The organism is Paenibacillus polygoni, assembly GCF_030263935.1.
Classification (GTDB): domain Bacteria; phylum Bacillota; class Bacilli; order Paenibacillales; family Paenibacillaceae; genus Paenibacillus; species Paenibacillus polygoni.
The window spans coordinates 37,614-63,850 of sequence record NZ_CP127162.1 but is presented as its reverse complement, the minus strand read 5'-3'; the positions used below and the strand labels follow the sequence as shown (position 1 = coordinate 63,850).

General features: G+C 42.5%; 26 protein-coding genes. 1 reads left to right on the top strand and 25 read right to left on the bottom strand.

From position 1 onward, the window contains the following. Positions 1 to 34: 34 nt before the first annotated feature. The 14 genes from spoIIE to pth form a co-directional block, all read right to left on the bottom strand. The gene (gene spoIIE / locus QPK24_RS00280; protein ID WP_285745304.1) at positions 35 to 2,539 is read right to left on the bottom strand and encodes a stage II sporulation protein E; all 2,505 of its coding nucleotides are present in this window, start codon (positions 2,537 to 2,539) and stop codon (positions 35 to 37) included. A 365-nt stretch (positions 2,540 to 2,904) separates the two neighbouring features. Further along, complete coding sequence (locus tag QPK24_RS00275) at positions 2,905 to 3,435, bottom strand: S1 domain-containing RNA-binding protein (RefSeq protein ID WP_285745302.1); 531 nt, start codon at positions 3,433 to 3,435, stop codon at positions 2,905 to 2,907. Between the two features lie 181 nt (positions 3,436 to 3,616). After that, complete coding sequence (locus QPK24_RS00270; RefSeq protein ID WP_285745301.1) at positions 3,617 to 3,961, bottom strand: FtsB family cell division protein; 345 nt, start codon at positions 3,959 to 3,961, stop codon at positions 3,617 to 3,619. Between the two features lie 61 nt (positions 3,962 to 4,022). Continuing rightward, a complete protein-coding gene (yabQ, locus tag QPK24_RS00265) occupies positions 4,023 to 4,592 on the bottom strand; it encodes a spore cortex biosynthesis protein YabQ (protein WP_285745300.1) in 570 nt (189 codons plus the stop codon). Further along, entirely contained in the window at positions 4,589 to 4,873 is a 285-nt protein-coding gene (gene yabP / locus QPK24_RS00260; RefSeq protein ID WP_285745299.1) for a sporulation protein YabP, read from the bottom strand. Before yabP ends, yabQ begins: the two co-directional genes overlap by 4 nt. Before the next feature lie 136 nt (positions 4,874 to 5,009). Next, positions 5,010 to 5,294 carry an RNA-binding S4 domain-containing protein gene (locus QPK24_RS00255; protein ID WP_160036668.1) on the bottom strand — a complete coding sequence of 95 codons (285 nt, stop codon included), beginning with the start codon at positions 5,292 to 5,294 and terminating at the stop codon, positions 5,010 to 5,012. Then, positions 5,294 to 5,566, bottom strand: coding sequence for an HU family DNA-binding protein (locus QPK24_RS00250; RefSeq protein ID WP_160036669.1), 273 nt, complete (start codon positions 5,564 to 5,566; stop codon positions 5,294 to 5,296). The genes QPK24_RS00255 and QPK24_RS00250 overlap by 1 nt, the downstream gene beginning before the upstream one ends. Positions 5,567 to 5,849: 283 nt before the next feature. Next, positions 5,850 to 7,349 (bottom strand): bifunctional methyltransferase/pyrophosphohydrolase YabN, encoded by a 1,500-nt coding sequence (gene yabN / locus QPK24_RS00245; protein WP_285745296.1) that lies wholly within the window; start codon positions 7,347 to 7,349, stop codon positions 5,850 to 5,852. Positions 7,350 to 7,448: 99 nt separating this feature from the next. Beyond that, positions 7,449 to 9,113 (bottom strand): putative polysaccharide biosynthesis protein, encoded by a 1,665-nt coding sequence (locus QPK24_RS00240; protein WP_285745295.1) that lies wholly within the window; start codon positions 9,111 to 9,113, stop codon positions 7,449 to 7,451. Between the two features lie 123 nt (positions 9,114 to 9,236). Beyond that, complete coding sequence (gene spoVT / locus QPK24_RS00235) at positions 9,237 to 9,779, bottom strand: stage V sporulation protein T (RefSeq protein ID WP_213535548.1); 543 nt, start codon at positions 9,777 to 9,779, stop codon at positions 9,237 to 9,239. A gap of 278 nt (positions 9,780 to 10,057) precedes the next feature. Beyond that, entirely contained in the window at positions 10,058 to 11,221 is a 1,164-nt protein-coding gene (locus QPK24_RS00230) for a peptidylprolyl isomerase (RefSeq protein WP_285745294.1), read from the bottom strand. Beyond that, on the bottom strand, positions 11,208 to 14,732 hold the full coding sequence (gene mfd, locus QPK24_RS00225) for a transcription-repair coupling factor (RefSeq protein WP_285745293.1): 3,525 nt from the start codon (positions 14,730 to 14,732) through the stop codon (positions 11,208 to 11,210). Before mfd ends, QPK24_RS00230 begins: the two co-directional genes overlap by 14 nt. Positions 14,733 to 14,991: 259 nt before the next feature. After that, complete coding sequence (locus QPK24_RS00220; protein WP_160036675.1) at positions 14,992 to 15,222, bottom strand: anti-sigma-F factor Fin; 231 nt, start codon at positions 15,220 to 15,222, stop codon at positions 14,992 to 14,994. Positions 15,223 to 15,307: 85 nt separating this feature from the next. Further along, on the bottom strand, positions 15,308 to 15,868 hold the full coding sequence (pth, locus tag QPK24_RS00215) for an aminoacyl-tRNA hydrolase (protein ID WP_285745291.1): 561 nt from the start codon (positions 15,866 to 15,868) through the stop codon (positions 15,308 to 15,310). Positions 15,869 to 16,031: 163 nt separating this feature from the next. Here pth and QPK24_RS00210 point away from each other — a divergent pair, with 163 nt between their 5' ends. Beyond that, complete coding sequence (locus tag QPK24_RS00210) at positions 16,032 to 16,232, top strand: hypothetical protein (RefSeq protein WP_160036677.1); 201 nt, start codon at positions 16,032 to 16,034, stop codon at positions 16,230 to 16,232. A 79-nt stretch (positions 16,233 to 16,311) separates the two neighbouring features. Here QPK24_RS00210 and QPK24_RS00205 read toward each other — a convergent pair whose 3' ends face one another. The 11 genes from QPK24_RS00205 to QPK24_RS00155 all read right to left on the bottom strand — a co-directional run bounded on the left by QPK24_RS00205 (position 16,312) and on the right by QPK24_RS00155 (position 26,226). Beyond that, on the bottom strand, positions 16,312 to 17,265 hold the full coding sequence (locus QPK24_RS00205) for a ribose-phosphate diphosphokinase (RefSeq protein ID WP_160036678.1): 954 nt from the start codon (positions 17,263 to 17,265) through the stop codon (positions 16,312 to 16,314). Positions 17,266 to 17,353: 88 nt separating this feature from the next. Further along, on the bottom strand, positions 17,354 to 18,751 hold the full coding sequence (gene glmU / locus QPK24_RS00200; protein ID WP_285745288.1) for a bifunctional UDP-N-acetylglucosamine diphosphorylase/glucosamine-1-phosphate N-acetyltransferase GlmU: 1,398 nt from the start codon (positions 18,749 to 18,751) through the stop codon (positions 17,354 to 17,356). Between the two features lie 232 nt (positions 18,752 to 18,983). After that, a complete protein-coding gene (gene spoVG / locus QPK24_RS00195; protein WP_047914164.1) occupies positions 18,984 to 19,268 on the bottom strand; it encodes a septation regulator SpoVG in 285 nt (94 codons plus the stop codon). 172 nt (positions 19,269 to 19,440) lie between these two features. Beyond that, a complete protein-coding gene (gene purR, locus QPK24_RS00190) occupies positions 19,441 to 20,274 on the bottom strand; it encodes a pur operon repressor (RefSeq protein ID WP_285745286.1) in 834 nt (277 codons plus the stop codon). A 116-nt stretch (positions 20,275 to 20,390) separates the two neighbouring features. Further along, positions 20,391 to 21,245 carry a 4-(cytidine 5'-diphospho)-2-C-methyl-D-erythritol kinase gene (gene ispE / locus QPK24_RS00185; RefSeq protein ID WP_213535542.1) on the bottom strand — a complete coding sequence of 285 codons (855 nt, stop codon included), beginning with the start codon at positions 21,243 to 21,245 and terminating at the stop codon, positions 20,391 to 20,393. A 174-nt stretch (positions 21,246 to 21,419) separates the two neighbouring features. Beyond that, on the bottom strand, positions 21,420 to 21,596 hold the full coding sequence (locus tag QPK24_RS00180) for a small, acid-soluble spore protein, alpha/beta type (RefSeq protein ID WP_105406382.1): 177 nt from the start codon (positions 21,594 to 21,596) through the stop codon (positions 21,420 to 21,422). A gap of 279 nt (positions 21,597 to 21,875) precedes the next feature. Continuing rightward, positions 21,876 to 22,154, bottom strand: a complete 279-nt coding sequence (gene veg, locus QPK24_RS00175) for a biofilm formation stimulator Veg (RefSeq protein ID WP_160036682.1) — start codon at positions 22,152 to 22,154, stop codon at positions 21,876 to 21,878. Between the two features lie 252 nt (positions 22,155 to 22,406). Then, a complete protein-coding gene (gene yabG, locus QPK24_RS00170) occupies positions 22,407 to 23,315 on the bottom strand; it encodes a sporulation peptidase YabG (RefSeq protein WP_285745279.1) in 909 nt (302 codons plus the stop codon). 101 nt (positions 23,316 to 23,416) lie between these two features. Then, positions 23,417 to 24,298, bottom strand: a complete 882-nt coding sequence (rsmA, locus tag QPK24_RS00165) for a 16S rRNA (adenine(1518)-N(6)/adenine(1519)-N(6))-dimethyltransferase RsmA (RefSeq protein WP_407082978.1) — start codon at positions 24,296 to 24,298, stop codon at positions 23,417 to 23,419. A 13-nt stretch (positions 24,299 to 24,311) separates the two neighbouring features. Continuing rightward, positions 24,312 to 24,857 carry a ribonuclease M5 gene (gene rnmV, locus QPK24_RS00160; protein ID WP_285745277.1) on the bottom strand — a complete coding sequence of 182 codons (546 nt, stop codon included), beginning with the start codon at positions 24,855 to 24,857 and terminating at the stop codon, positions 24,312 to 24,314. Between the two features lie 166 nt (positions 24,858 to 25,023). After that, positions 25,024 to 26,226 (bottom strand): resuscitation-promoting factor, encoded by a 1,203-nt coding sequence (locus QPK24_RS00155; RefSeq protein WP_285745275.1) that lies wholly within the window; start codon positions 26,224 to 26,226, stop codon positions 25,024 to 25,026. Positions 26,227 to 26,237 lie beyond the last annotated feature (11 nt).

Here is a 26,237-nt window from a genome sequence, read left to right as displayed (position 1 = left end):
CGAGGACTTTCCTTCTATATTAAATATCCACGGATCAGCTGACTGTCCTAGGACGTTCCATCCGATCAATACCCGGGATACGAAGTGTGGCCCATTCAGGGTTAAAATGATCCACTTTACCAACGACAACGGTCATGTCATCATGAATCTTATTCTGCTGATAACGAATGACACGCTCTAATAAGATATCGGCAATTTCTTGTGGATCTTCACTATCCATCTCCTGAATCATCCGTTTCATCCACATTTCTTTATTTACAGCGTACCCGGGTGCATCATATATACCATCTGTCATCATAATGACGATATCCCCTGGAAGCAGCTGCGTAGTGACTAGATCAACCTCTATATCTTTAATAATGCCAACAGGAAGATTACTTGCTGATATCGGAATTACCTCTTCTCCTCTTTTAATGAAGCTTGGAGTAGATCCTATCTTCATAAATGTTGTCTGTGCTGAATACTGATCAATGAGCGCCATATCCACAGTCGCAAAAAATTCCTCTGTAGACCTAAGCATCAGTATAGAATTAACTGATTTGATGGCAAGTTTTGCATCCATACCTGATTGTAGCAGCTGTTCCAGGATACCAAGAGCAGTACTGCTCTCAAGCCTTGCCCGTTCTCCATTTCCCATACCGTCACTGAGTGCGACAACAAAGGTGCCGTTGCCAAGTTCAACTGTGCTGAAGCTGTCGCCCGAAAGAAGGCCTCCACCCTTGGCTGCTCCAGCTACGCCTGTTGTGACTTCATATGTCTTCGCTGATCCGAAAGTTACAGTTGCAAGCCCCTGCTTCGGAAGAGTCATTGTTTCTTCTACAACTGCAATATGCTCACCAATAATATCAGATAAAAGCGGAGCAATAATTTTTCGGCATTCATCAAATCCTTTCGTATAGGCATGTACAATCTCAATCTCGACTTTCCCTGCGTCCAGGTTAATAATATCGATACTATGGATGGACAAACCTAGCTGCTCAAGTGCTGATCTAATCTGTTCCTCCTGCTTGTGCATTACCTTTGTTTCGCGCTGTATTTCCCGTGCCAGGTCCTCCATTACCTGAGACACGCCGGATAATTGTTCTGCTACAAGCATTCTACTGTCGTATATTTGGCGTTTCCATTGCATATTATCTTGGTGTAGCCCGTACTGACGCTTCATCACATCAAGTACAGCGCCTGTCTTAGCACAACTTTTTGTCCAGGATGCCGGAATATCCTTTGCCTGAAAATTCGGATTTTCTTCAATTGAAGTCATCATTTCTGTCATATACTTATAGGTCTGATAGAACTTGCCGTCCCAACACTGCTCTTGTTTAAAACAAGATGTGCAGGTCCCTTCTGCAACAGCATTCATAAAATGTTCCATATCCTGTTGTCCTTGTCCCATCTCATTAACCCCGGACATCTGATCAAAACTCTTAGATAGCTGCTTAAACACTTGTGAAAAACGATCGACCCGCTCGGCAGTCAGGTCCCTGATCCGTTTCGCGTATTCATGCTGTGAATAGCTGTGATCCTGTGTCCCAGGTACATATTTAGAAATAACTTGTAACATGCTTTTAGGCGTCAGTAAAAAAAGAAGAATGGCAGCACAGCTCTCATACGTCGATGTGATTACATCTCCGGTTCCCCCTAAATAGATAGATAAGATGGAGGATCCAAGCAGCATCCCTAGAGATACACCTAGTTTTTTTCCTTCCTTCATCATTCCGGCCAACATCCCTGCAAATGCAAGCAAGCTCATCTGATAGATGGCTGACATATTCGCCAGGCTTAAGATCAGTCCCGTAAGTACACCTACTGACGCACCAAGCGGTGCCCCGCCTACAAAGGCAAAGAGGAGTAACAGATATCTAGATAGTACATTTTCAGCTGATAAGTGGTAGACCGTAAACCCAACCGCTCCTGTCATGACGGATGCCAGTAAAATGATTAGACACAGGATCTCCTCGCTGCGGAGGTTTACATTCTTTTTCCGATAAGTAAAGATGGGGATCGCCTGTATGAACACCATGGTGAGTACAAAGCTCAGCACCGCATCGATAGTCATCATTAGGACCGCGTACCATGTGAATGAGGGTCCGATCAGGACGGTAAACAAATTCACCATAAAAGCCGAGGTAAAAACCATGACAGGCGCATAAGATAATTCGGTTTTCCCAAAAGAGGAGAGTCCTTTGTACAGCAGATAAAAGATTCCTAGTTCGGCAGCGATGATAAAGAAGGTTGGATAAGGCGAGAAAAAACTGCCGGCGAGAATCGCGGCTCCCACGGGAATTAAGAAATCCCTTCTCAAGAATAAAATAACCGCAAAGTAGGCTATGGCAAATGGTGAGAGCTCGTCTAATATCATAGCCTTTCCTAGCAAAAAACCCATCACCGTCAGCAGAATCATCCATTTCTTTTCAGATATGATCTGTACGGCTCGCAAGGATCCTATCCATGTCTTCATCCTCATGCTTACATCGGCACGCAGCTCTTTTCCCCGTTTACCAGCTTTGATTCCTGGAAAAGGTATTACATTCCACTTGTCCATGTTTCGCTTCGCTCCCCAATGTTTGATTTGATGTTTCCCATTATAGTCAGCTTGTTCTGTGAAAGTTTGTCAGAAACTAAGATGTCACAAAAAGAAATTTCCGACAAAAATAGGGGGTCTGCGAAATAACAGAGTTGCGAATTAAAAGGACAGCCCATATAGGTTTAAAGAGCGTTATGACAATTTCAGCGCTTGCCGAGTCATTCTTTCCGTAGTCATAAAATGGTAGCGATATGGAATGAGAATACTGGAACTAGCTTGAAACATGTCGGACGATTCTTGAGATGCGACAAAAAAACCGCAGACTCTAAAGTCTGCGGTTCTCTCTATTCACGTACTTATATATGCAAGATCAGGTTGGTGACTTACACGCGTTTTGCGCCGCGACCTCCGCGTTTACCTTCGGTGTTCTTCTTCAACGACGAAATCCGCTCTTCACTGTCTTTCAGAAAGCGTGACATTTTATCCTCAAATGAAGGCTTGCCAAACGAAGGCTTGCCGGCAGAAGGTTTGTAAGGACGCCCTCCCCGTTCACGATTGTTATAGCTGCCGCCGCCACTGTTACCAGCGCCGCCGCTAAATCGCTCTCTATCTCCTCCGGTACGTTCCGGTCTTGGTGTTCTTGGTGGACGAGCTTGCTGTTGTACTTCACCTGCTGGACGGTCAACCGCCTGCTTGATTGAAAGTCCAATCTTTCCGTCCTTGTCAACATTGATAACCTTAACAGTTACCGTATCATTAACTTTCAAATGATCGTTGACGTCTTTGACATAATTGTCAGCGATTTCCGAGATGTGAACGAGACCCGTGACACCTCCAGACAGATCCACGAATGCTCCGAAATGCGTGATGCCTGTCACTTTGCCCTCTAATTTGGTGCCCACTTCAATTGCCATAGAATAAAATGATCCTCCCTTAAAAATATACAACCCGATTTTTAAATCTGTTGCGGTAAATTAATTATACCTTATGGATTAAACCAAGGTCAACTGAACGAACGCCTGTTAACGCGCCTAATTTCGGTTAATTTTGAACATAATTCCAGTGGTAAAACAGAATTCAAGTTCTAGTGCTATATTATTCATCAACTGGATAGATTGGTGTCTCTCCAGGTAAATACATTCCATATTTTTTTCGTGCAATTTGCCCGATATATTCAGGATCTTGAAGCCTTCCCACTTCCTGCTTAAGCTCTTCAAGTGCTTGTTCTGTTTTTGTCTGTGTCACCTTGATCTCCTGCAGCTTGGCACTCTTGTCCGCCATTTGAGTAGACTGATTAATGAATGTGTATCCTGCCCATCCTGTGAAACAGATCATAAAGGCAAGCCATAGCATGATTCGCCTCCGAGCTCCTGTTACTTTTTTCTTCTGAGGTCCAGCTTGCTTTAAATTTTGAACACTGCGCCCAGACGATGATTTCATACGCGTACCTCCTTCATGATTAGGTAGGAATTTAAGCTAACCAGCTCGGTTTGTTAATAGATCAGAACCAGTAGTTCCACCATTCTTTAATCCGGCTGAACATCCGTGCCATCCAGCTTGGAGTCTGCCATTTACTGATCAAGGGTCTTATCGGCAAATAAAGAAGTTTAAGAAACGGTCTTATTATGTAATAAACCATTCTGATCAGAAAAAGGAGAATCGCTATAACAAAACCAAACAAGATCCGTAATATCCGAAGTATACCTTTGATAGGAATGACTAAGATGATGTAAAGCGCACGGTAAATTATATAACAAAACTGCTTTATAATTCCAATTAACATTACCACAATTTTTTGAGTCAAAACACTTAAAACCAAAAAATAGACCCAAACCCCTAAAAAAAGCCCCAAAAAGACATAAAATCGTAACTCTCCATGGTTACTCGCATACAGCATGTTAAATACAAACACGGCTGCTGCGATCCAATATACCAAATCGATTGTATGGATACTCCATCTCGGAAACCGGAACGAGAGAGACAGGACCCGGTAACTGTCATAGACCATTCCCAGTGCCGCTCCGGAGAAGAGCATCCATCCTAACGTAATCCACTGAATTTCTGGATTCATTTGAACAACTTGCCGAGAATTCCTTTTCCGGATTTGGAACTTGAACCGGGATCTAAATAGGCAAGAAAACTTACATGACCTTCAATCGATAAAAGTCCCTCTTCAAGACTGAGGTTTTTAATATGTAAATTTTGCCCTCTAATGGTTAGGTGACCGAGCTCTGTCTTGAGTAGGAATTCCTCATTATCAAAGCTCTCCACATTCAAAACACCTGTGATATCAAGTTGCTTCCGGTTCTGCATGTTTAAACTGTGCTGTTTCGGTTTTACATGGTCTATCATGGCATGTACCCCTCCCTTCTTACACCTAGCTTATGGGAGGTTAAGAAGGATTAGAACAGTAGCAGAAGGAAATTAAAAAAGCGTGCTTCTCCCTTCTAAATCGGGATTAGCACGCTTGTTACTGTAAAACAAAGGTTTAACTTAAAAAGTCCAACCCGTTATCTCTGGCAATAGGCTCTTCTTTCACCACGGTGAATAGACTCGAAGCCTCTTCTTTACGCGTGCTTTCTGCCAAACGCTCTACTCGAACGGTTACAAGTTTCTGACCGAACTGTACAGTAATTTCATCACCGACTTTGACAGCACTACTTGGCTTCGCCTCTCGTCCATTGATCAGGACTCTCCCCTGTTCGGAGACATCCTTAGCCACCGTACGGCGTTTAATCAGTCTCGAAACTTTAAGGAATTTATCTACTCTCATTATTTTACAGCTTCTTTAAGTTTATTTCCTGCCTTAAATGCAGGAACATTAGATTCTGGAATTTCAATCGTATTTCCTGTTTGCGGGTTACGTCCTGTACGTCCGGAACGTCTGCGAGTTTCGAAAGTGCCAAAGCCAATGAGTTGTACTTTGTCGCCATTTGCAAGGGCATCTGTAATTTCACCAAGGAAACCATTAAGAACTGCTTCTACGTCTTTTTTTGTAAGTCCACTTTTTTCTGAAATATTGTTTACCAAATCTGTTTTATTCATTATTAAAGGCCTCCCAAATTAAAGAAAATACGACGTGCACTTCCTGCGTAAAAACGCTTCTTAGTATCACGTGCCGTTACTACACTTCTATTCTTGCTAAGTCACTAAAAATCCTGCTGCAATGCGCCTTTTTTTAATATGACACACGCAGTGGTTTCAAGTTTGGTAAAGAATACGACATTTTAGGTATCGTTGTCAAACCATGCCCATTTTAATTCATGACAGCAGTTCTCTTATAATTCAAATACCCGCTATCTATGACTTTCAATCCCGATTTTGAGCGTTAGTAATCTTTCAGTTCCTGTTTAGCCTCTTGCCAGCATGCTTCCATCTCTTCAAGCGTGCTGTCTTCTATGGTCTTTCCTTGCTCGGCAAGACGAGATTCAATGTACTTAAATCTACGAGTAAATTTACGGTTCGTAGCAGCTAGCGCTTCCTCCGGATCCGCTCCAATAAACCTCGAGATGTTAGCAGTAGCGAATAAAACATCACCAAGTTCCAACATCTGCTCTTCTGCAGCATAATTCAGCTTAATTGCCTCTTTTAGTTCGCCAAGCTCTTCCTCAACCTTAACAAACACGTCTTCTACTTGATCCCAGTCAAAACCGACTTTCGATGCTTTCTTTTGAAGTTTGTAAGCTTTCATTAACGCTGGAAGATCTCTAGGAACTCCATCAAGTATAGAAATTCCCTCTTTCGCTTGTCCTTTGAGCTTCTTCTCTTCTGCTTTCATCGCTTCCCAGTTGGCTAGCGCTTCTCCAGCATCTTCTGCCTTGTTATCTCCAAATACATGCGGGTGTCTAAAAATAAGCTTGTCATTCAGACCTTGAATGACATCATAGACGTCAAATGTACCCAGCTCTTCTTCCATCTGAGCGTGCAGCATGATTTGAAGCAGCAAGTCGCCAAGCTCTTCTTTCATATGATCTGGATCGTCATCATCGATTGTCTCCAAGACTTCATATGTTTCCTCAATCAGATTCTTGCGGATGGAAGCATGGGTTTGTTCGCGGTCCCAAGGACATCCTTCCGGGCTTCGCAGGATTTCTACAATCTCATGAAGGCGGCCAAACGTACGTCTAGTGAGCTGCTCATTGTCACTTTTCGGTATATAAATAAGTGATAAATTTCCGTATCCTTCTACACGATCCAGCTCATACAGCTCAACTTCCTGAATGACTTCTTGACCTTCAATACCGAGTGCGTGTCCGACAATGATCTTCGTGTCATCTGGATACACCTCCATCAGACTGAGCTTAACGTCAGATGCAGTGAATACATCATACACTTGTCCAATGACCGTATGTAGCTTAGGCTGCAGCAATTCGCGGTCAATAACCCCCGCATCAAGTAATTGAAATCCTTCGATAGGATCAAATCCAAGTCTTATAAATGCCTCATCGAGAAAGCTTTCTCCCCCAAGTATAGAGAGAGGAATTCCTTGATCAGCGCAGCGCTCTTTTAGCAATCCTACCGTTGCCTCTGCTACCATAGGATGTCCGGGTACAGCATACACGATCTCTTCGCCCGCAGTGCCTTGCTTCGCAAGCTGAATAAGCTCGTTTGCTATACTATCATAGACTTCTGGAAAAGAACTCTTTGCTTCATATATATAATCGAACGAATTCAACGATAAATGAAGATTTTCTAAATCTTTGCATACCGGATGATCAAGCGTCCGAACATAAATTCTGCTTGCTTTTTGTAACCTTTTTAAAATACCTAAAGTCAGTTGATCTTCCCCGCCTGAACCTAGACCAACCACTGTGATTGCTGTGCTCATGTGACCCCTCCAAATAAATGGCTTCTAAATAAACCTTGCTAACTGTAACTATATCATGCTTTTGCATCAAGCCAAAAATAGAGCACTTCTTGTTACTGTTTATACTAATCTTAATTTGTGAAACAGCTTCATCAGCTTCTCTCCCTTAGGGAGCATAGCGATCTCTTCTGCTGTTATCCATTTTGTACGGATCGTACCGATCATGAATATGATAACGCCTGCTGTAATGCTGAGCAGACTTTGCACAAGGGCAGTCATTCGGTTGCCTAAACTAATTCCTAAAGCCCCAATCATAACCTCTGTTCCCCATGCTACTCCGGCTGCCGTCAGTGACATTACAGCGATAATGAGAAATGGTTTGAATAAGCCAGCATTGAAGGATACCCGCAGCCTCAGTATACGAGCAAGCAGTAATACGTTTAACAAAGCAGCCAGCGCATAAGCTGCTGCCGAGGACCATGCTGCTCCATTGATACCTAGATACGGAACTAACAGCTCATTTAGCATTGTTTTGACACCTGCGGCAGTGAGCATAATAAAAGCCGGTGCTTTCACTGCACCATACCCTTGAAGTAAGGCTGCAGCGATGACGCTGACTGCGCTTCCGGCAGCAGTGAGTGCCAATATACGCATCGTACTTGTTCCTTCGGTCGTAATATAAAGCATCTGGTTGATGGGTCCAGCCAGTACCGCCATTCCTGCCGCGGCAGCCAGACCAATGAGCCAAAACCACTTGAGGGCAAGACTGCTTTGCCTACGGATTGTATTATGGTCATTTCGCACCTTCGCTTCAGCAATAGCAGGGATGAATAACACCGATAATGTTGTTGCCAGCATAGTTACGAGTTGTACAAGCGGAATCCCCCGGTTATAGATACCAAAAAATCTCATTGTTTCTATATCAGCCATCCCTTCCTGCTTAAGCAGACGTGGAACAGTGAAGGTATCAACCATATTCATTAATGGGACGACTACCGAACCAAGTGCAACGGGGATAGCATAACGGAGCACACTAATGAGAAGAGTAGATGTAGACTTTCGATCTGATTTCAGGCTCTTCTCACCAAAAAGCACATTCTCATCGGATCGCAGCTGTTCTGAATGATTTGCTCTCCTCTTTCCCCTTCTAACCCAGAAAAACCACATAAAGAGCAGTGCGGCGGCTCCACCTGCGGCAGACCCTAACATGGCCCCTGCTGCAATTGTTTCTGCTGATGCTCCCCGTTCAATCAGTATAAATAATAATACAAGCATGACGGTTACACGGACAGTCTGCTCTGTGATCTGAGAAACAGCCGTAGGCATCATATCCTGCAAGCCCTGGAAGTATCCCCTAAGACCTGTCATGACAGGCACAAATAAAAATGCCAAAGAAGCAGTACGAATGGAGAGAACTACCTCTTCATTATCAATAAAACGGCTAATCTGCGGAGCGAATTGATACATGAGCAGGCTGAGCAGGCCTCCAAGTACTGCTAAGAGCACAGAAGTAACTTTAAGAACACGCTCACCTTCGGCTTGGTCTCCCCTAGCGTTGGCTTCAGCAACCAGCTTGGATACTGCGATAGGGAAACCAGCTGTCGCGAGTGTAATGAACATCATGTAAAAAGGGTAAACCGTATTATAAATACCAAATACACTGTCACCCGCTATATTTTGCAGAGGGATCTTCTGCAGTGTTCCAATCAGTTTTGATAATAGTGCAGCAACGCTGAGTATAAATGCTCCTTGGAGCATTTTTGTACTGGTTTCCATTGATTTCATATAGGCTTACCTACTTCTTCTTTAGGGTAGACGCTATGTTTCTTTACAATACGAAACCTATTATACCTCTTTATGTAAAAGCAAAAAACTCCTGCCCTCTTACAGGCGGGAGTTTAATGTTCTTTACTGCTCCATTTGCTTGCCAAGAAACGCGGCTGCGGTTTCAGACATTTTCACTTCAAGTTGAGACATTTTTGTTGATTCATCTTTGCTGTACAGTATCACGGCACCAATAGGATCTCCTCCAGATATAATCGGTGCTACAACAAAGGATGATAAAGTTTCGTTATGATCTTTAGCAATTTCATAAGATCCACTGCTGTTCTCAAGCAACGTTTTACGGTTATCCATGGAGTGCTCAACCAAATTTCCGATTTGCTTCTCCAGGTATTCTTTTTTAGATCCGCCTGCTACCGTAATAATCGTATCACGGTCAGTAATGAGCGTTACATGTCCTGTACTTTCAAACAAGGATTCCGCATATTCCTTTGCAAAATCACCCAATTCACCAATCGGTGAATACTTCTTCAGAATAACCTCGCCATCCCGATCCACAAAAATTTCAAGCGGATCACCTTCACGAATGCGTAAAGTACGACGAATTTCTTTGGGAATTACGACACGACCGAGGTCATCAATACGGCGGACGATACCAGTAGCTTTCATTTACATGTTGCCTCACTTTCTCGAGAAGATTTTTCAACTACTGTCCTTTTTATAACGGAGGGATTAAGGTAGTTAGTTTAGTGTGATATCTAAACCATAGTATTCATCTGTTCCCATTTCCTTATACATAGACCTTTTAATATCGTTCGATAAAGTGATTTTAAAAATTTGCCATCATAAAAGAATTAACCTTCTTAGAAGGTTTTGGTATACCAAAAAGACGCGGTTCCCCGCGTCTAATGGATTACGTCCTATACTGTGCTGCTTGTCCGATCGGGTTATTTGCCGTCGGTTGTTTTATCTGTACTTTCTTTACCTGCATCGGTTCCTTCGGTACCTGTTGTTCCTTGATCTGTACCTTTGTCAGTCCCTTCAGTTCCTGTATCGGAACCTTCTGGAGTTTCCGATTGTGTACCCTCAGTACCTGTTCCCTCTGTATCCGTTCCTTCTTTTTCTGCTGCAGGATTTGCAGGAAGCTTGATTTCACCTTTCATAATTCCATCAAGCTCTTTTTCCATGAAGGTCTGGATTTGTGTATTTACGATCGTATTCGCAAGGGTATCTTTTTGTTCCTGTGTTAATTCTTCAAAGGTTGGTTCTGTACGTTTCTCTACCTTGATAATGTGATATCCATAATCGGTTTCAACAGGATCACTGATCTTGTTAATTTCTAAAGTTTTAGCAGCTTCTTTGAAAGCTTCTACCCAAGATACAATAGGAGTATCTTCATACAAACCGCCATTTTCAGCAGAACCTGGATCCTCGGAGTATTTTTTTGCTACCGCAGCAAAGTCTTCCCCTTTATCCAGTTTTGCTTTTACCTCTTTTGCGATTTTCAGTGCTTCCCCTTCTGCACGCTCTTCTTGTGTTTCAGGATCTTGGAAGCTAATCAGGACGTGACGAACGGTAGCTGTAATAAATTGTTCCGGGCTAGCGTCGTATTGTGCTTTAAGCTCTTCTTCTGTTACTTTTGGTGATTTATCCTTAACAATGGTCAAAACACGAGCCATATAATTTTTGATATCTGCTTCTGTAAGTTCATAATTTTCGAGCATTGCTTTCCACTGCTCATCTCCAACTTGTTCTTTCATCTGAGCAAGCTGATTGTCTGCTTCTTCTTCTCCTTGTTTCTTGGATTCCTCAGAAGCTTGATTGCTCAAATACTCATAAGTCACTTGCTGCTCAACTAGATATTCACGGAATTCATCCATTTCCATGAGCTGTGCGTACTGAGGACTCATAAATTTCATGATTTTCATCTCAGTGTTAAATTCATTCTCTGTAATTTCGCCGCCATCATATTTAACGATGATCGCACTCTTATCGTCGCTTGCCGAATTCTGATCATCGCCATTTCCACAAGCAGCCAGAAGAGATATTGATAATACGCCGACCATTGTCACCGCAATCGTCTTCCAGGATTTTTTATTACTTCGCAACATCTTGAAGTTCCCCCTTTGATTTAAAAGCATCCTTCATGGCTGCAAGGAATTTCTCTAGCAATTGAAGAAGCTCCAAATCGCTGAGTCCTTTACCTTTTACATGAATAGACATACTTTGTCCTTGTTCAAATTGTACACGTCTTTCAAACTGATTTCCAATCTGAATAAGTTTTACTCCATTTACAGCATTTTCTTGACCCTCATAGAATTTTAAAGTTATGTCATCTCCTCGCTGTACAATCGACTCAATACCATAGGCTTTACCATAGATTTTAAGTCTCGCCACAGTGAGCAAATTCGTAACTGCCTCTGGTAAATCACCAAAACGATCCACCAGTTCATCTTCTAATTCCATCGTATCATCAAAGGAAGCAAGAACAGCCACTTTTTTGTAAATTTCAATTTTTTGAATGCTGTCATAGATGTAATCAGATGGTAAGTAAGCATCGATCGCTAGATCAATGGCTGTTGTCCAGCTGGATTCTTGTGGAGCTTCCTCACCCAGCATGGTCACTTTACGTTTATTAATTTCTTCGGCGAGCATCTGTGAGTAGAGATCAAAACCGACTGAGGCGATAAACCCGTGCTGCTCTGCTCCAAGCAGGTTTCCAGCTCCCCGAATCGTTAGATCCCGCATAGCAATTTTGAAACCGGAGCCAAGCTCTGTAAACTCCTTGATGGATTGAAGCCTTTTTTCTGCTACTTCTGTCAGAACTTTATCCCTTTGATACGTAAAATAGGCATACGCTATTCGGTTGGAACGTCCAACTCGTCCGCGCAGCTGATACAGCTGAGAAAGTCCCATTTTATCAGCATCATGTACGATCAATGTATTGACGTTCGGGATATCAACCCCTGTTTCAATAATACTGGTGCTGACAAGCACGTCAAACTCTCCATCCAGAAAATCAAGAATCGTCTTCTCAAGTTCGGACTCTGTCATCTGCCCATGCCCCACACCGACTTTTGCGCCAGGGACAAGATCTGAAATCTCCGCAGCCATCTCTTGAATTCCTTGAACACGGTTATATAGGTAGTACACTTGCCCGCCTCTTGCCAGTTCCCGCTCTATAGCTTCCCGAACCAAAGTCTGACTGTGCTCAACAACATAGGTCTGCACAGGGAAACGGTTTTCTGGAGGCGTCTCAATAACTGATAAGTCACGTACACCCAGCATAGACATATGAAGGGTTCGAGGAATTGGTGTTGCCGTTAGTGTTAGTACGTCCACATTCGTCTTCAGCTTCTTGAGCTTTTCTTTATGAGTCACCCCAAAACGTTGTTCCTCATCCACAATCAGCAGCCCCAGATCTTTAAAGACAAGGTCTTGAGATAATAAACGATGCGTACCGATTACAATATCAATAGTTCCATCCTTGATTCCCTTCGTCGTCTCATTCTGTTCCTTACGAGAACGGAACCGGCTCAGAACGCTCACATTAAATGGATATCCAGAAAAACGCTCACGGAATGTTTCATAATGTTGCTGCGCAAGAATCGTTGTAGGAACAAGTACTGCAACCTGTTTCCCTTCGATTGCTGCTTTGAATGCAGCTCGGATGGCTACTTCGGTTTTGCCGTATCCTACATCCCCGCATAATAAACGATCCATAGGACGACTTTGTTCCATGTCTTTTTTAATTTCTTCAATTGCTCTTTCCTGATCCCTTGTTTCATCATAAGGGAATAAATCTTCAAATTCCTGCTGTTCGGCCGTATCTTTTTCAAAGGCATAACCAGGTGAAGATTGACGAGCTGCATACAGTTTGATCAAATCATCCGCTATATCCTGAACAGAACTCCGAACTTTATTTTTAACACGTGTCCAGTCATTGCCGCCAAGTTTATAGATTTTTGGTTCTTTCTCTTCTGATCCTACATACTTCTGGATGAGGTCAATCTGTTCAATAGGAACAGACAGCTTATCTCCGCCAGCATATAGAATATGCATGTAATCCTTATGGATTCCACCTACTTCTAATGTGCCGATCCCCATATACTTACCAATACCGTGGTTCTGATGGACAACATAATCCCCAACCTTAAGTTCACTGTAACTCTTAATACGTTCTGCATTATCTACATTACGAATAGGTTTGCGAACTTTACGTTGTTTTTGGGAGAACATCTCGCCTTCCGTAATGACGGCTAAATGAATCGAAGGCATCTCAAAACCACTCTGTAAGCTGCCGATCATCATGGTCGGTTCATGTATATCGTAATCCTGTAATACACGGCGCATTCGGTCCAGTCGTTCTTCGCTGCTTGCCAGCATAAAGACCTGTACGCCTGCTTTTTGCCAGCGCTCCATTTCCGCTTTTAGCACATTCATTTGGCCATGGAAGTCCTGCATACTGCGGCTGACCATGTTCAGAATGTTCTGAGGTAATGTATGTGGAACCTGTCTTAGGAAAACAGAAATAAATAACGTCTGGAATGGACGTTTATATAAAACTTCTTCATGATCAAGGGAAAGAGTAAGCTGTGGCAGCGTTTTGCCATTTTGGAGCAAATGCATACTCCACTCGGACTCATCCCGCTCAAGTTGTTTTCCCGTTTCCAGAAGCCTGGCCGGCTCGTCAAATATCAGGACTGTATCCTGGGGCATAAAGTCATAGATAGTTTGTTTCTCAGGGTATAACTCTGTTACATATTTATATATTTCAGGAAAATAGACATGTTCACGCAGCAGTTCGATCTCACGATGGATTTCATCGCGTAGACGAAGTTTCGCCTGCCGGTCGGTCGTCTTTTCTAATTGTTCTTCAAGCAAAATGGCCGCTCGATCTGCGGCTTGCTTCATTTTCGCTTCGTTTGCAATTAATTCCTTGCAAGGTGTAATGACAACCTGATTAATCTTATCAATAGAACGCTGATCTATCGGATCAAAGGTACGTATCGAATCAATCTCATCATCAAATAATTCCACACGATAAGCAAGCCCAGAAGTCACAGGGAAGAAGTCAATGATCCCTCCACGGATGCTCATCTCTCCTTGTGTTTCTACGCGTTCAACTCGTTCATATCCCAGCTCCACCATACCGCGAAGGAAGGAATCCAGCTCAAGCGTTCCGCCCTGCTGTAATGTAATTTCCGCATTTGCAATAATCTCAGGAGAAGGTAAATACCGGCGAGCTCCCGATAAAGGAATAACGACAATACCACGAAATCCTTTGGCACACTTGAGGAGAACATCTATACGCTGTGCAAGGGTTTCTGGACTTGATATAGCTGCCTCCGCAGCAATTAACTCGTTTGCAGGGTATAAAAGGACTTGATCTGCAGAAAGCGCTTCCTGTAGATCATCTGCCACTTTCTGCGCTGCAAACATATTATGGGTCACAACGAGCATTGGTCGATCTAGATGCTTGTGTAAGGCAGCTATCATGATTTGACGAGCCGACCCAGTCAAACCGGAGATCAACTGCTCCTTCATTCCCGACGTAACGCCGGATGCAATCGATTCAAAATCAGAATCTTTGGAATAGGCATCAATAAGTGCTTGTAGCAAAAGGGGCACCTCTCTTATCACTTTCTAATCTATCTGCTATTTATAAAAGATAGTCTGCATGGTAAATGTAAACTTTTGGATACTGGTTATCTCATCATAATCTTTTTTATCTGGCCTTACCATAGGTAAAGTCAGAACATGCCGCTTATTTACTGCTCTGTAACTGAAAAAAAAGCCTCAGCACTTACAGCCAAGGCTAGAGGGAATGGAATGAGTCTTCCCATAAAGCTCAATGAATCTTATGTTCATAAACGTAAGCTTACTGCAAGGGACTTGCAATGAGGCTAAGCTCTGGATGGTCCATGATTGCTTCCGTACAATAGCTGCAGGTAATACTGACAATCTGCTCGCCTTTTGAATTATAGGCAATTATATCTTGACGCTCTGAAGGGGTCAAGAAATGAAGACCTAATCGGACCTCTGTCGTTAGATCCGCCTCGATACTTCCTATAGATGAGCGGCAATGACGACAGACATAATGGATTTGCATAGATATGCCTCCTGAAAGAGATTAATATCTTTAGTCTTTCCAGGAGACTGCCAGTTTAGCCCATCGATCAGAATAGAATTAAAAATTAGCCATTAAATTTAGCCATTGTTCTCTCGAATGATTCCTTCATTGCATACTCCAAAGCATCACAAGTGGACTCTATCATTGAAGTCAGCGCCTCTTTTTCCTTCTTTGGAAAGTTGGAAAGGACATAATCAACAATGGCATGCCCTGGTTCGGGTCTTGAGATACCCATGCGTATTCGGTTGAACTGCTGAGTACCTGTATGCTGGATGATGGATTTAATTCCATTATGTCCGCCCGCGCTTCCTTGATACCGAAGTCGTATTTTTCCAACCTCTGTATCCATATCATCGTAGACCACAATTAAATCTTCCAGGGCAACCTTATAATAATCCATATAAGCTCGGACTGTTTCTCCAGAAAGATTCATATAGGTCATCGGCTTAATCAGAACCGCTTTTTCTCCTTGGATCATTCCTTCTCCAATAAGCGCCTTACACTTGCTCTGATTAATAGATATGTTATGTCGTTCTGCTAAGGCATCCAGTGCCATAAATCCAACATTATGTCTTGTCTTAGCATATTCAGAACCTGGATTCCCAAGTCCTACAATCCATTTCATAATATGCTCCTCCTTCCTCTTATAGATGAGTAACGAACAAAATATCAAAAAAGACATCGCTAGATCCGCTGATGTGGACTTACGGTCTTTTTCACTTTACAATAAAAACAATTGTATACAGCGGAAAGCGAGTAATAGCAACCAATGAAAGGGTGACCCGGTTATGCGCCACGATATAGAACGTTTAACGCAGCTGTCCCAGTTTCAGCATCATATGGAACAGGCCATACCGGTACAAGTGTATGACCGAGACAGACACATCGATATTGGTTACATCACTCATTACGATGAACATTTTGTGGAAGTGGGCAGTGTTTTATTTAACCGTGCCTGCCACTACTTTATTTCAAGGCCAGGGTACTAAAATCAGATCATACGCCGACAGGGGTTACAATGTCTTATCCAAGACAATGTAACCCCTCTTTCATGTTAACTATGCAGAACTATTCAATTTCGAACAATTTACTAATCGACAATTCCTCATGAACCCGGATAATAGCTTCGCCTAGTAGCGGTGCTACAGAAAGCACATTCAGCTTATTCGTTGGATTTGGATGAGTAATCGGAATGGTATCCGTCACTACAACTTCCTTAAGCGGTGAGTTCTCCAGTCGTTCCATAGCAGGTCCGGAAAGAACGGGATGAGTACAGCAAGCGTACACTTCTTTCGCTCCGCCTTCCATCAGTGCATTCGCGCCAAGAACAATCGTACCTGCTGTATCGATAATATCATCAATTAGAATTGCTGTTTTCCCTTCAATGTTACCGATGATATTCATCACTTCACTTACATTCGGTTCAGGTCTGCGCTTGTCAATAATAGCAAGCGGCGCATTTAGGAAATCAGCCAATTTTCTTGCGCGTACAACGCCGCCATGGTCCGGAGATACAACAACCGGATTCTCGATCTGCTTGGAGCGGAAGTATTGTGCAATAATTGGAACTGCAAGCATATGATCTACAGGGATATCAAAAAATCCTTGAATCTGCATTGCATGCAGGTCCATAGCAATAACACGTGTCGCTCCTGCTTTTTCAATCAAGTTTGCTACGAGTTTAGCCGTAATTGGATCTCTAGAACGTGCTTTACGGTCTTGTCTTGCATATCCATAATACGGAATAACTACGTTAATGGTTTTAGCAGAAGCACGCTTTAGTGCATCAATCATAACAAGCATTTCCATCAAGTTGTCGTTAACTGGCAAGCAAGTGGATTGTACGATATACACATGGCTGCCACGTACACTCTCTGACAGTTTTACTTGAATCTCGCCATCGCTAAAGCTTGTTGTATGAGACTCACCCATTGGAATTCCGATGTAGTCGGCAATTTGATGTGCGAGTTTCGGGTTAGAGTTACAAGTAAATATTTTTAGTTTGGAATCAAAATAAGTCATAAAATAGAAAACCTCCGTGCTGGTTCATTGGAATCGATTTTAGTTCTGCTCATAAAAGTCGGCGCTATTCGTATAGAACAGCATTTCATTATGAATTCTTGTTGTTTTTCTTAGCTTTGGCACGAGCACGAATCTTATCTGCGTATCCCGGCTTATTTTCTTGACGGACTCTTGCAATAGCAAGGTCATTATCTGATACAGAGTGCGTAATCGTTGATCCTGCAACGACATAAGCGCCTTTGCCTACTTTAACAGGTGCAATTAAATTCACATTACTTCCTACAAACGCGTCATCTTCAATTTCTGTAACAGACTTATTATAACCATCGTAGTTCACAGTTATTGCTCCGCAGCCGATATTTACATTCTTGCCGACAGCAGCATCTCCAACATAACTCAAATGCGAAACTTTTGAGCCATTATCAATGGTCGCGTTTTTGATCTCTACAAAATCACCGATCTTAACATTTTCACCAAGTTTGGATGCTGGGCGTAAATATGCGAATGGACCCACGGAAGAACCGTTCCCCACTTCTGCTTTACTGAGTACAGAATGTTTAACGGTGACGTTATCTCCAATTGTACTGTCTTCAATATCGGTATTTGGCCCAATGACGGAACCCTCACCAATAACTGTGTTACCTTTAAGCATGGTACCTGGATAAAGAACAGTATCCGAACCAATCGTAACATCAGCGCCAATATACGTAGATGAAGGATCAATAATGGTTACTCCATTCAGCATATGTTTGCGCACAAGACGTTGTCTCATGAAACCTTCCGCCTCAGATAGAGCTACACGATCATTTACACCAATGGATTCTGCAGCATCATGTGTCATGTATGCTTCAATGGTTTCTCCCGCTTCACGGAAAATACCAATCACATCAGTAAGGTAATATTCTTGTTGTGCATTATTATTTGTTACTTTATCCAAAGCTGCAAACAGCTTAGCATTATCGAAACAATACGTACCTGTATTGATTTCTTGTACAGCATCTTCTTCCGGACTGCAATCTTTCTGTTCTACAATTTTAGTTACAGATCCTTCGTTGCTGCGAATCACACGGCCGTAGCCAGCTGGATTATCCATATGTGCTGTCAGCACCGTTGCCGCTGCTCCGCGAGACTCATGGAGCTCCATCAAACCTTCTAATGTTTCTTTTGTTACCAAAGGAGTATCTCCACAGATGACAATTGTGGTTCCTTCTTCTTTGCCAAGCATATCCTTTGCCATCTTAACCGCATGTCCTGTACCGAGTTGTTGTTCCTGTAGTACGTATTCAGCAGCTGAACCAAGATATGATTTTACAGCTTCAGCACCATGTCCTACAACAACAATATTACGTGTTACCCCAGCTTTTCCTACTGTATCCAAAACATGACCAACCATCGGTTTACCACATACAGGATGGAGTACTTTATATAGCTTCGACTTCATACGTTTTCCTTGCCCTGCGGCAAGAATAATAGCCATTCTTTTCAACAATCCCGACCTCCTACGCTGTAATTGTAATGTTATCCACTCTAATTCCAAAAAAGGATCTCAGGACTATTCAACAGTGAATTGGGCGCAAACAATTATACCCTAATCCTTATCTTCAGGAAGGGATGCCACTTCGCTCAATCTTACTCATTAAAGAATATACTTCATTATTGAAAAAAAGAAAAGAGAGCCATAGAATGACTCTCTTTTCTTTCGAACCCCAATAATGTTATTATGCGCCTTCTTCGATAACCTCTTCTTCAGTTGCGGCGCGCTCGTATTCAGCCAATACAGCAGCTTGAATCTTCTCGCGAGTCCCTGAAGAAATCGGATGGGCGATGTCACGGAATTCTCCATCAGGAGTCCGCTTACTTGGCATAGCAACGAACATTCCATTGTTACCGTCAATAACTCGAATGTCATGAACGACAAACTCATTATCAATAGTAATCGAAGCTATTGCCTTCATTCTCCCCTCAGAATTAACGCGGCGGAGTCTGACATCTGTGATCTGCATGTGTGTTCACCACCTTTTTCCATCGGAACTTGGTGTAATAATTCCACACAACATGCAAGATTTCCTTCTTTTTACTGCTACAAAATGTCCTAATTTCAGGAATTTTTTTGCGTTTGAGCCGATTTAGTACATTTTCGACAAAATTAGTGTAAACTCACCAAAAAACAGCAAATTATTGAAGAGCATTAAAGTAATTTCCAGGCTTCACCGTAATCTGCTTTGTTTTTGCATCAACAGCAGTTAACGTGGCTAGGGAAATATAATCATGGAGCAGGCGTTCCTCCGAATCTACCGTTCCTGATTCAACCAATACACCTACACCTGCGACTTCAGCATTAAACTCACCGAGGAGATCAATCATCCCCTGAACCGTTCCTCCTGCTTTCATAAAGTCATCTACAATAAGCACACGAGATTTTTCAGGCAGCGCTCTTCTCGAAAGAGACATCGTATGAAGGCTTTTATGAGAACCTGATACATAGTTAATGCTTACAGCTGATCCTTCAGTCACCTGATGATCGCGTCTAACAAGAACAACAGGAAGATTCAACTGAGAGCCTACCGCATAAGCCAAAGGAATTCCCTTTGTTTCTACCGTCATAACGGCATCAATCTCAAGACCCGAGAAAGCAGTGGCAAGAATCTTACCAATTTCATTGACAACCGACGGTTGTCCCAGCAAATCAGACATGTATAGATATCCGCCCGGTAAAATCCGGTCAGGCTGTTCTAACTTACTGCACAGCTGCTTAATAAAAGAGAAAGCCCGTTCTTGAGACATTTTCGGCATGAATTTCACGCCTCCTGCAGCACCTGCAAGAGTTTGCAAATCTCCCATGCCCTCTTCTTCAAATACTTCTTTAATGATAGCTAAATCTTCGCTTATAGACGACTTCGCAGCTCCATATCGTTCCGCAAAAGTAGTAAGCGGGATTAAGGTATGTGGTCTAGAGAGCAAGTATTGTGTCATTTCAACCAAACGTGCACTACGTTTCAATTTCTTCACAGACGATTCCTCACGATCTACTTCCAAATCCGAATATTTGCTAATAAATATATCATTTTGTACGTATTTGTACAATGCAACAAATGAAAATAGCACTATATTTGGAAAAAATTATTCTAAGTTAGTAATCTTACCGCATAAACTTCTTTACAGAAGCCACGCAGCCCGTTGTAAATCCTCGGTACTTTCGATTCTTTGGAGACTAGTCCAAATACGGTAGGTCCGCTGCCTGACATCAATACACCATCGGCGCCAAGACGCAGCATGGCCTCCTTCAATTGACCTACTTCAGGATGAAGTTTTAAAGTAACATCTTCTAAAACATTACCAAGTTCCTGGCAAACCCCTGCGAAGGACTGATTGCGAATAGCCTCTTCCATTCTTTTGGCCGAAGGATGATGTGTAATACGGTCGCTTCGTACACGTCCATAGACCTCAGCCGTTGATACATTGATCGGCGGCTTCGCAAGGATAACCCAGCACTGAGGAGGATTTGGCATCATCGAGAGTTTTTCTCCTCTTCCTGTAGCAAGAGCGGTTCCTCCTGTTATACAGAAAGGGACATCAGACCCAAGCTCTGCGCCTAGAAGTCTAAGCTCTTCATCAGAAATACCGAGACCCCAGAGTTTATTTAGTCCTCGCAGTGTTGCAGCAGCATCACTGCTTCCCCCTGCTAGTCCTGCAGCAACTGGGATTTTTTTATCTAAATGAATATAGACGCCTTTCTTGACGTTATATCGCTCTTTTACTAGTCTGGCAGCCTGAAAGGCTAAATTCTTCTCATCAAGAGGGATATATCCCGCCTGGCTTGAAATCATGATGGTATCGCGAGGCATTTCCGCCATCTCGATTCGGTCAGCAAGATCGACCATTGTCATGATCATCTCAACTTCATGATACCCATCGTTTCTTTTATGTAATACATCCAGCATTAAATTAATTTTTGCAGGAGCTTTTTCGTAAATTTTCAAGGCGTTCACCCACCCTTAGCTTTTCCCTCAAGACAACTTAACATATTATATCAAAATGACGCTGTCAAGTCATTCTGTCGATCTTAGAATAACTTCTGCCTGCTCAGTAAACGATAGGGATGAAATATAGAGAAAAGACCCCCATCTTTCAGGGAGTCTCATGCTATATTCCTTCTAGGACTTTCTCGCAGCCTGTTCAGCGAGCTGAATGGCCCGCTTTACCATATTACCTGCGTCTTTGGCCTTGATGCCTCCCCAGCCTTCCTGCTGAACAGTATCATAAAACCCCAAGTCTTTTGCAAGCTCATTCTTAAGTTCCTCTGACATTACACTGCGTCTTCTGCGGCTCATGATGGTTCCTCCTTATAAGGGGACTGATAATTTCCTGCACCCTTAGTATCTCTGTAGTACAGAAACAATATGCATTAACACTTATGGCCATTCCCTGCTGCTTAATAAGGTCTAAGCCAAGCGTAGGGTTATACTGCTAGTTTTATACCGCTTAGTAAGATATAACAACGATATAACAGCGGGCTATAAGGACATGACGTTCCCATGAAACCTCTCCTCATACAAAAAAATGGCCTCACCCTGCTTAAACAGGATAAGACCACCTTACAAAAATCATGCCTACACTTCGGTATACGATATTTCACTTGCAACCTGCTCAGGATCAAAAATTGAAACTTGTACAGATTCAGTTAAAATATCGGCGTAACTGTAAGACACTCGTTTAAACGTTTGTTGTTCTTGATCTAGCTTGACAATAAAAACAGAAGGGTACGTTTCTTCGAGTACACCGGTCCGCTCAATTGTCTTACGGCGTCCGCCGTTCGCACGAAGCAAGATCTTCTGACCAACGTGAGCGTCGAGACTTCGTTTAATATCCAATAGCGTATTTTTAGCCATCGTGTAACGACCACCTCTTTCCTCTTGTCCATTATACAACGTTTCATATGTAATGTCAAATTAAATAAATAATTATATCAGTATCAAAAATATGTTGTCAACGAATTTTTTAGCGGAATCTACGTTTATTCCAATCATTTTTATGAAACATCCCTTATTGTTTTGTTAGTCTGTTGTTATACGAAACAAAAAAACAGATCCCTCTAAAGGAATCTGTTCTCTAGAAAGCTTCAAAAGGTTCACTCCAGATCTTTAGATTGCAGCTGGTGTAACTTTTAAAGTCGATAAATCTTGTAATGGAGGCAGCCCGATTCGGTAACTTCCTTTGGATTCAAGACCGCCAATTCCTTCACTTCCTGTAATGGTATGATGAACGATATCATTCATATTCATTGTATCTTTAACAGAAGTAAAAGCAGCCTTAGCCGCTACGTATACCGGATCAAGAGCATGAATCAGCACTCGGCTAGGTGAACTAGCAAAATTAGCACCGGCACGGATCAGCGCCTCAAAATGAGACTGACATGCCCCCGCCACAATAGTGAGTGCATCAAGATGCCACTCATATTGTCTTGCTACTTGGATAGCAGCAATGAAATTAGCTGAGTTTTTATAATGATTGATGTTATATAGATCGTACGGCTGTCTACTCTTCAAAACACCATCATGTCCTGTGATAACAACAATATCTGGACGGGAACGCGGTAATAAGCGGTAGAGAGTATCTGCCATAGAGGCTTCATGTACAAAATGTCCTTCAGCCGGTACACGCAGCCTTTCGTAAAGCGCCATGCTTTTCTTTAAGTAATTAGGGTCTCCATCCAAATGTAGCACCTTACCTGGCATCTCAAAATAAGAGGGAGTTTCCGCCTTTACTGCTGTATGGTTCCAATCATCAATAAGTCCTGCCTGATTACGCTGCGCCTGTTCCTTGCGATGCTGCTGAAGCAGCGAATACGATTCATTGGCTTTTATGTGAGCCAACCTTGTTTTTTTCGTCTCTGGTTCGTATGGCACTTTCACCAGATCATCCAGGGGAGAATCGGCAAGAAGCCTAAACTCGGTTCCTTTAATCACCGCTTTATCCTCCTGGAGGCCCTCTACCCGGAAAGTAACGTCACCACCGTACGACTTCCGAATGACCAAGTCTCCTACATTCATCAACATTATCACCTCTAACCCTATGGTATGGGCATCCCCCTGCTTTGGTTCGTAGGTGATAAAAAATATGAACTCTCAGATCCTTGGATCATAATTATAATTTATTCCGTACCTATACCTGCTTCTAGTAAAACAGCACTCAAACGAGCATACTCCTCAATACTGAGCGTTTCCCCGCGTCTTGTCGGTTCAATACCTGCCTTAATCAGAAGCGGTTCTAATTCATCTTTATTTTCTTTTGTAAAGAAACGGCTTTTCAAGTTGTTTGCTATCGTCTTCCGCCGCTGTGCAAATGAAGCATGGACCACTTCAAAGAAGTGTTTTTCGCTTGTTACCTCAACAGGAGGCTTCTCCCTTACCTTCAATCGAATAACAGCAGACTCTACATTAGGCTGAGGTATAAAGACCGTATGCGGTACGATGCACACTAGCTCAGGTTCACTGTAATATTGCACAGCAATACTCAGGGTACCGTAATCTTTTGTTCCTGGAGATGCAGCCATTCTCTCTGCTACCTCTTTTTGAATCATAACCACAATATTATCGATCGGCAGCTTCTCTTCGAGCAGCTTCATCAGAATAGGGGTTGTCACGTAATACGGAAGGTTAGCCACGACACTGACTTGATCGATGTCACTAAAATTTTCTTTAAATAATGCAGGTAAATCTGTTTTAAGAACATCTCCGTGATGTAAATATATATTAGGATAAGGTTCGAGTACTTCTCGCAAAATCGGAATCAGGCGCTGATCAATTTCCACTGCGGTTACTTTCTTAGCTGCCTGCGCCAGTTTTTCAGTCAGTGCCCCGATACCTGGTCCTATCTCCAGCGCACCTTTGTTTTCATCCAAATTTGCAGCATCTACAATTTTGTGGAGGATGTTCTGATCAATAAGAAAGTTTTGTCCCAAGCTTTTCTTAAAAGAAAATCCGTGTCTTGCAATAATCTCTTTTGTCCGCCTAGGTGTTGCAATTTCATCCATACTCTTCACATTCTCACAATCCTTTTTGTTCAATTTGCTCAAGTGCATTTACAAACTCTTCACGACTAATCTGAAACATCGTTAGTCTTTTATATAGCTGTTTTCCGTTACAATAACCGATTCCCAAAATGTTACCAAGCTCCATACGCCGAGCAGAAGCATCTGGATGTACAATAAGACCTGCTTCGATCAAGTCCTGCCAGTCAATAAGCGGCTTAGCTGCCTCATACGCTGTATGAGCTCTAGATAATGCCTCACGAATCGCTTCCGGTGAAGCATTCTCAACACCAATATCGCCTTTACGAGTTGCATCTTTTTCTTTTATGAAAGCATGACTTACCCCGGGAATTTTATTCGCTATTATTTTACGAATGCGTTCTCCAGCATGATCAGGATCTGTAAGTACAATTACACCCCTTCTCTGCTGGGCAAGTTCGATTTTTCTCAAAATTTGAGCATTAATAGCAGAGCCTCCCGTTTCAATGGTATCTGCATCTACAGCCCGTTTAATTGCTACAGTATCATCTCTGCCTTCAACGACAATAATTTCTTTAATCATGACCGCTTGTCTTCCTTTCTAAACAAAAAGAGAAGAGGAAAATTTCCTCTTCTGCATGTAAGAGGCAAACGATAGACCTGTGGTCTAAACTTCCGTTCACCTTATATAGCATCACCGAATCATGTTGTTAATACTATAGCATTAGTGATGCATTGTAAATTATATTTTAGTTCAGTTCCGGCTTCACAGGACCGATGACATACACGGTTTTTCCCTTTTTACGGCCAAAAGTTAAGGCTTGATCCAGACTGTCATAATAGACATCTATTTTATTTCCTTTAATAGCACCGCCGGTATCTTCAGCACGGCGGAAGCCGACGCCTTCAATATACACCCACCATCCAAGTGGTATCACATTCGGATCAACCGCAATTGTGCGACCTTCTTGTACACGAGTACCGGATGCTGTCTTTGTTCCTATGCCTTCTTCTTCTGAAGAATACGCAGTCATAGAAACATTATTAAGTACTTTTTTCGCTTTGAAAGAAACGCCGTCTTTCGTTATTGTATCACTGCTTGAAGAAGAGGAAGATACCTTCTTCACTTTATCTGATAAAGACTTGCTACTTACATTTGTTGTACTAGCTGCTGCCACAAGTGTCTCAGGCTTAGGTTCAGGTTTCGGCTCTGGCTTTTTCTTGGACCCGACTGCAATGACTTTATCAACACGATTCTTCGATACGGCCTTGTCTGTCATTTTCTTGGATACAAGCTCCCCATCTTGGAACACTTTCTCGATGGTTTGAACCATCACACCTTCTTGCCCATTTTGTATTACGCGGTTATCCCCTTTGTACAAGCTAGGGTCAGCAGTTTTGATTACTTTATAAGGAATCGCAACTTCTTGTTTTGCCGTTTGTTTCGTTACCCGGACAATTTTAATATTAAGATCTGCTTTCACCGCAGTGTCCACAGAAGGATATACTTTATCATCTTCTGATACCTTCACGCCCTCATTTTGAAGCGCTTCCTGGACTGTATCCTTTGTCGTATAAATTTGTTCCGTTTTTCCATCTGCTGTTACGTTTACGGCAACAGCTCGTTTAATAGTAACTCGATCTCCATCTTGGATTGCTCCATTCAGCGGCATCGAAATCTCATCATGGGGGCTTACTGTTATTGCATGCTCATCCAGCACTTCATTAAGCATACCCTCACGAGTTTCCAGCGTTTGGACCTTTCCATCCACGACTAGTGAAATTTCCTTACCTCCCTGACTGTAAACAATAAGAGAGACCATAACTAACAGTGCGATTGAGAAGATTGCGACTAATATCATTTGACGCAGATTCTCATGCTTCCATCGCAACGCGTAAGACTTGCTGGATGATGGTGACTCATGGGTCTCCTCTGGTTGGAAATTTCCCACTTACTCCGTCC

Excerpts from the sequence above, each read along its gene's own strand:
- QPK24_RS00180 (WP_105406382.1), bottom strand. The coding sequence starts at position 21,596 with ATGAGCCGCAGAAGACGCAGTGTAATGTCAGAGGAACTTAAGAATGAG.
- spoVT (WP_213535548.1), bottom strand. The coding sequence starts at position 9,779 with ATGAAAGCTACTGGTATCGTCCGCCGTATTGATGACCTCGGTCGTGTC.
- rsmA (WP_407082978.1), bottom strand. The coding sequence starts at position 24,298 with ATGGATGAAATTGCAACACCTAGGCGGACAAAAGAGATTATTGCAAGA.
- yabG (WP_285745279.1), bottom strand. The coding sequence starts at position 23,315 with ATGAATGTAGGAGACTTGGTCATTCGGAAGTCGTACGGTGGTGACGTT.
- QPK24_RS00230 (WP_285745294.1), bottom strand. The coding sequence starts at position 11,221 with ATGTTGCGAAGTAATAAAAAATCCTGGAAGACGATTGCGGTGACAATG.
- veg (WP_160036682.1), bottom strand. The coding sequence starts at position 22,154 with ATGGCTAAAAATACGCTATTGGATATTAAACGAAGTCTCGACGCTCAC.
- spoIIE (WP_285745304.1), bottom strand. The coding sequence starts at position 2,539 with ATGGACAAGTGGAATGTAATACCTTTTCCAGGAATCAAAGCTGGTAAA.
- yabP (WP_285745299.1), bottom strand. The coding sequence starts at position 4,873 with ATGATAGACCATGTAAAACCGAAACAGCACAGTTTAAACATGCAGAAC.
- yabN (WP_285745296.1), bottom strand. The coding sequence starts at position 7,349 with ATGAGCACAGCAATCACAGTGGTTGGTCTAGGTTCAGGCGGGGAAGAT.
- QPK24_RS00250 (WP_160036669.1), bottom strand. The coding sequence starts at position 5,566 with ATGAATAAAACAGATTTGGTAAACAATATTTCAGAAAAAAGTGGACTT.
- spoVG (WP_047914164.1), bottom strand. The coding sequence starts at position 19,268 with ATGCAGATCACAGATGTCAGACTCCGCCGCGTTAATTCTGAGGGGAGA.
- QPK24_RS00205 (WP_160036678.1), bottom strand. The coding sequence starts at position 17,265 with ATGACTTATTTTGATTCCAAACTAAAAATATTTACTTGTAACTCTAAC.
- QPK24_RS00240 (WP_285745295.1), bottom strand. The coding sequence starts at position 9,113 with ATGAAATCAATGGAAACCAGTACAAAAATGCTCCAAGGAGCATTTATA.
- pth (WP_285745291.1), bottom strand. The coding sequence starts at position 15,868 with ATGAAATGGATTGTAGGACTTGGGAATCCAGGTTCTGAATATGCTAAG.
- rnmV (WP_285745277.1), bottom strand. The coding sequence starts at position 24,857 with ATGATTAAAGAAATTATTGTCGTTGAAGGCAGAGATGATACTGTAGCA.
- QPK24_RS00270 (WP_285745301.1), bottom strand. The coding sequence starts at position 3,961 with ATGAAATCATCGTCTGGGCGCAGTGTTCAAAATTTAAAGCAAGCTGGA.
- QPK24_RS00220 (WP_160036675.1), bottom strand. The coding sequence starts at position 15,222 with ATGCAAATCCATTATGTCTGTCGTCATTGCCGCTCATCTATAGGAAGT.
- yabQ (WP_285745300.1), bottom strand. The coding sequence starts at position 4,592 with ATGAATCCAGAAATTCAGTGGATTACGTTAGGATGGATGCTCTTCTCC.
- QPK24_RS00275 (WP_285745302.1), bottom strand. The coding sequence starts at position 3,435 with ATGGCAATTGAAGTGGGCACCAAATTAGAGGGCAAAGTGACAGGCATC.
- QPK24_RS00255 (WP_160036668.1), bottom strand. The coding sequence starts at position 5,294 with ATGAGAGTAGATAAATTCCTTAAAGTTTCGAGACTGATTAAACGCCGT.
- QPK24_RS00210 (WP_160036677.1), top strand. The coding sequence starts at position 16,032 with ATGCGCCACGATATAGAACGTTTAACGCAGCTGTCCCAGTTTCAGCAT.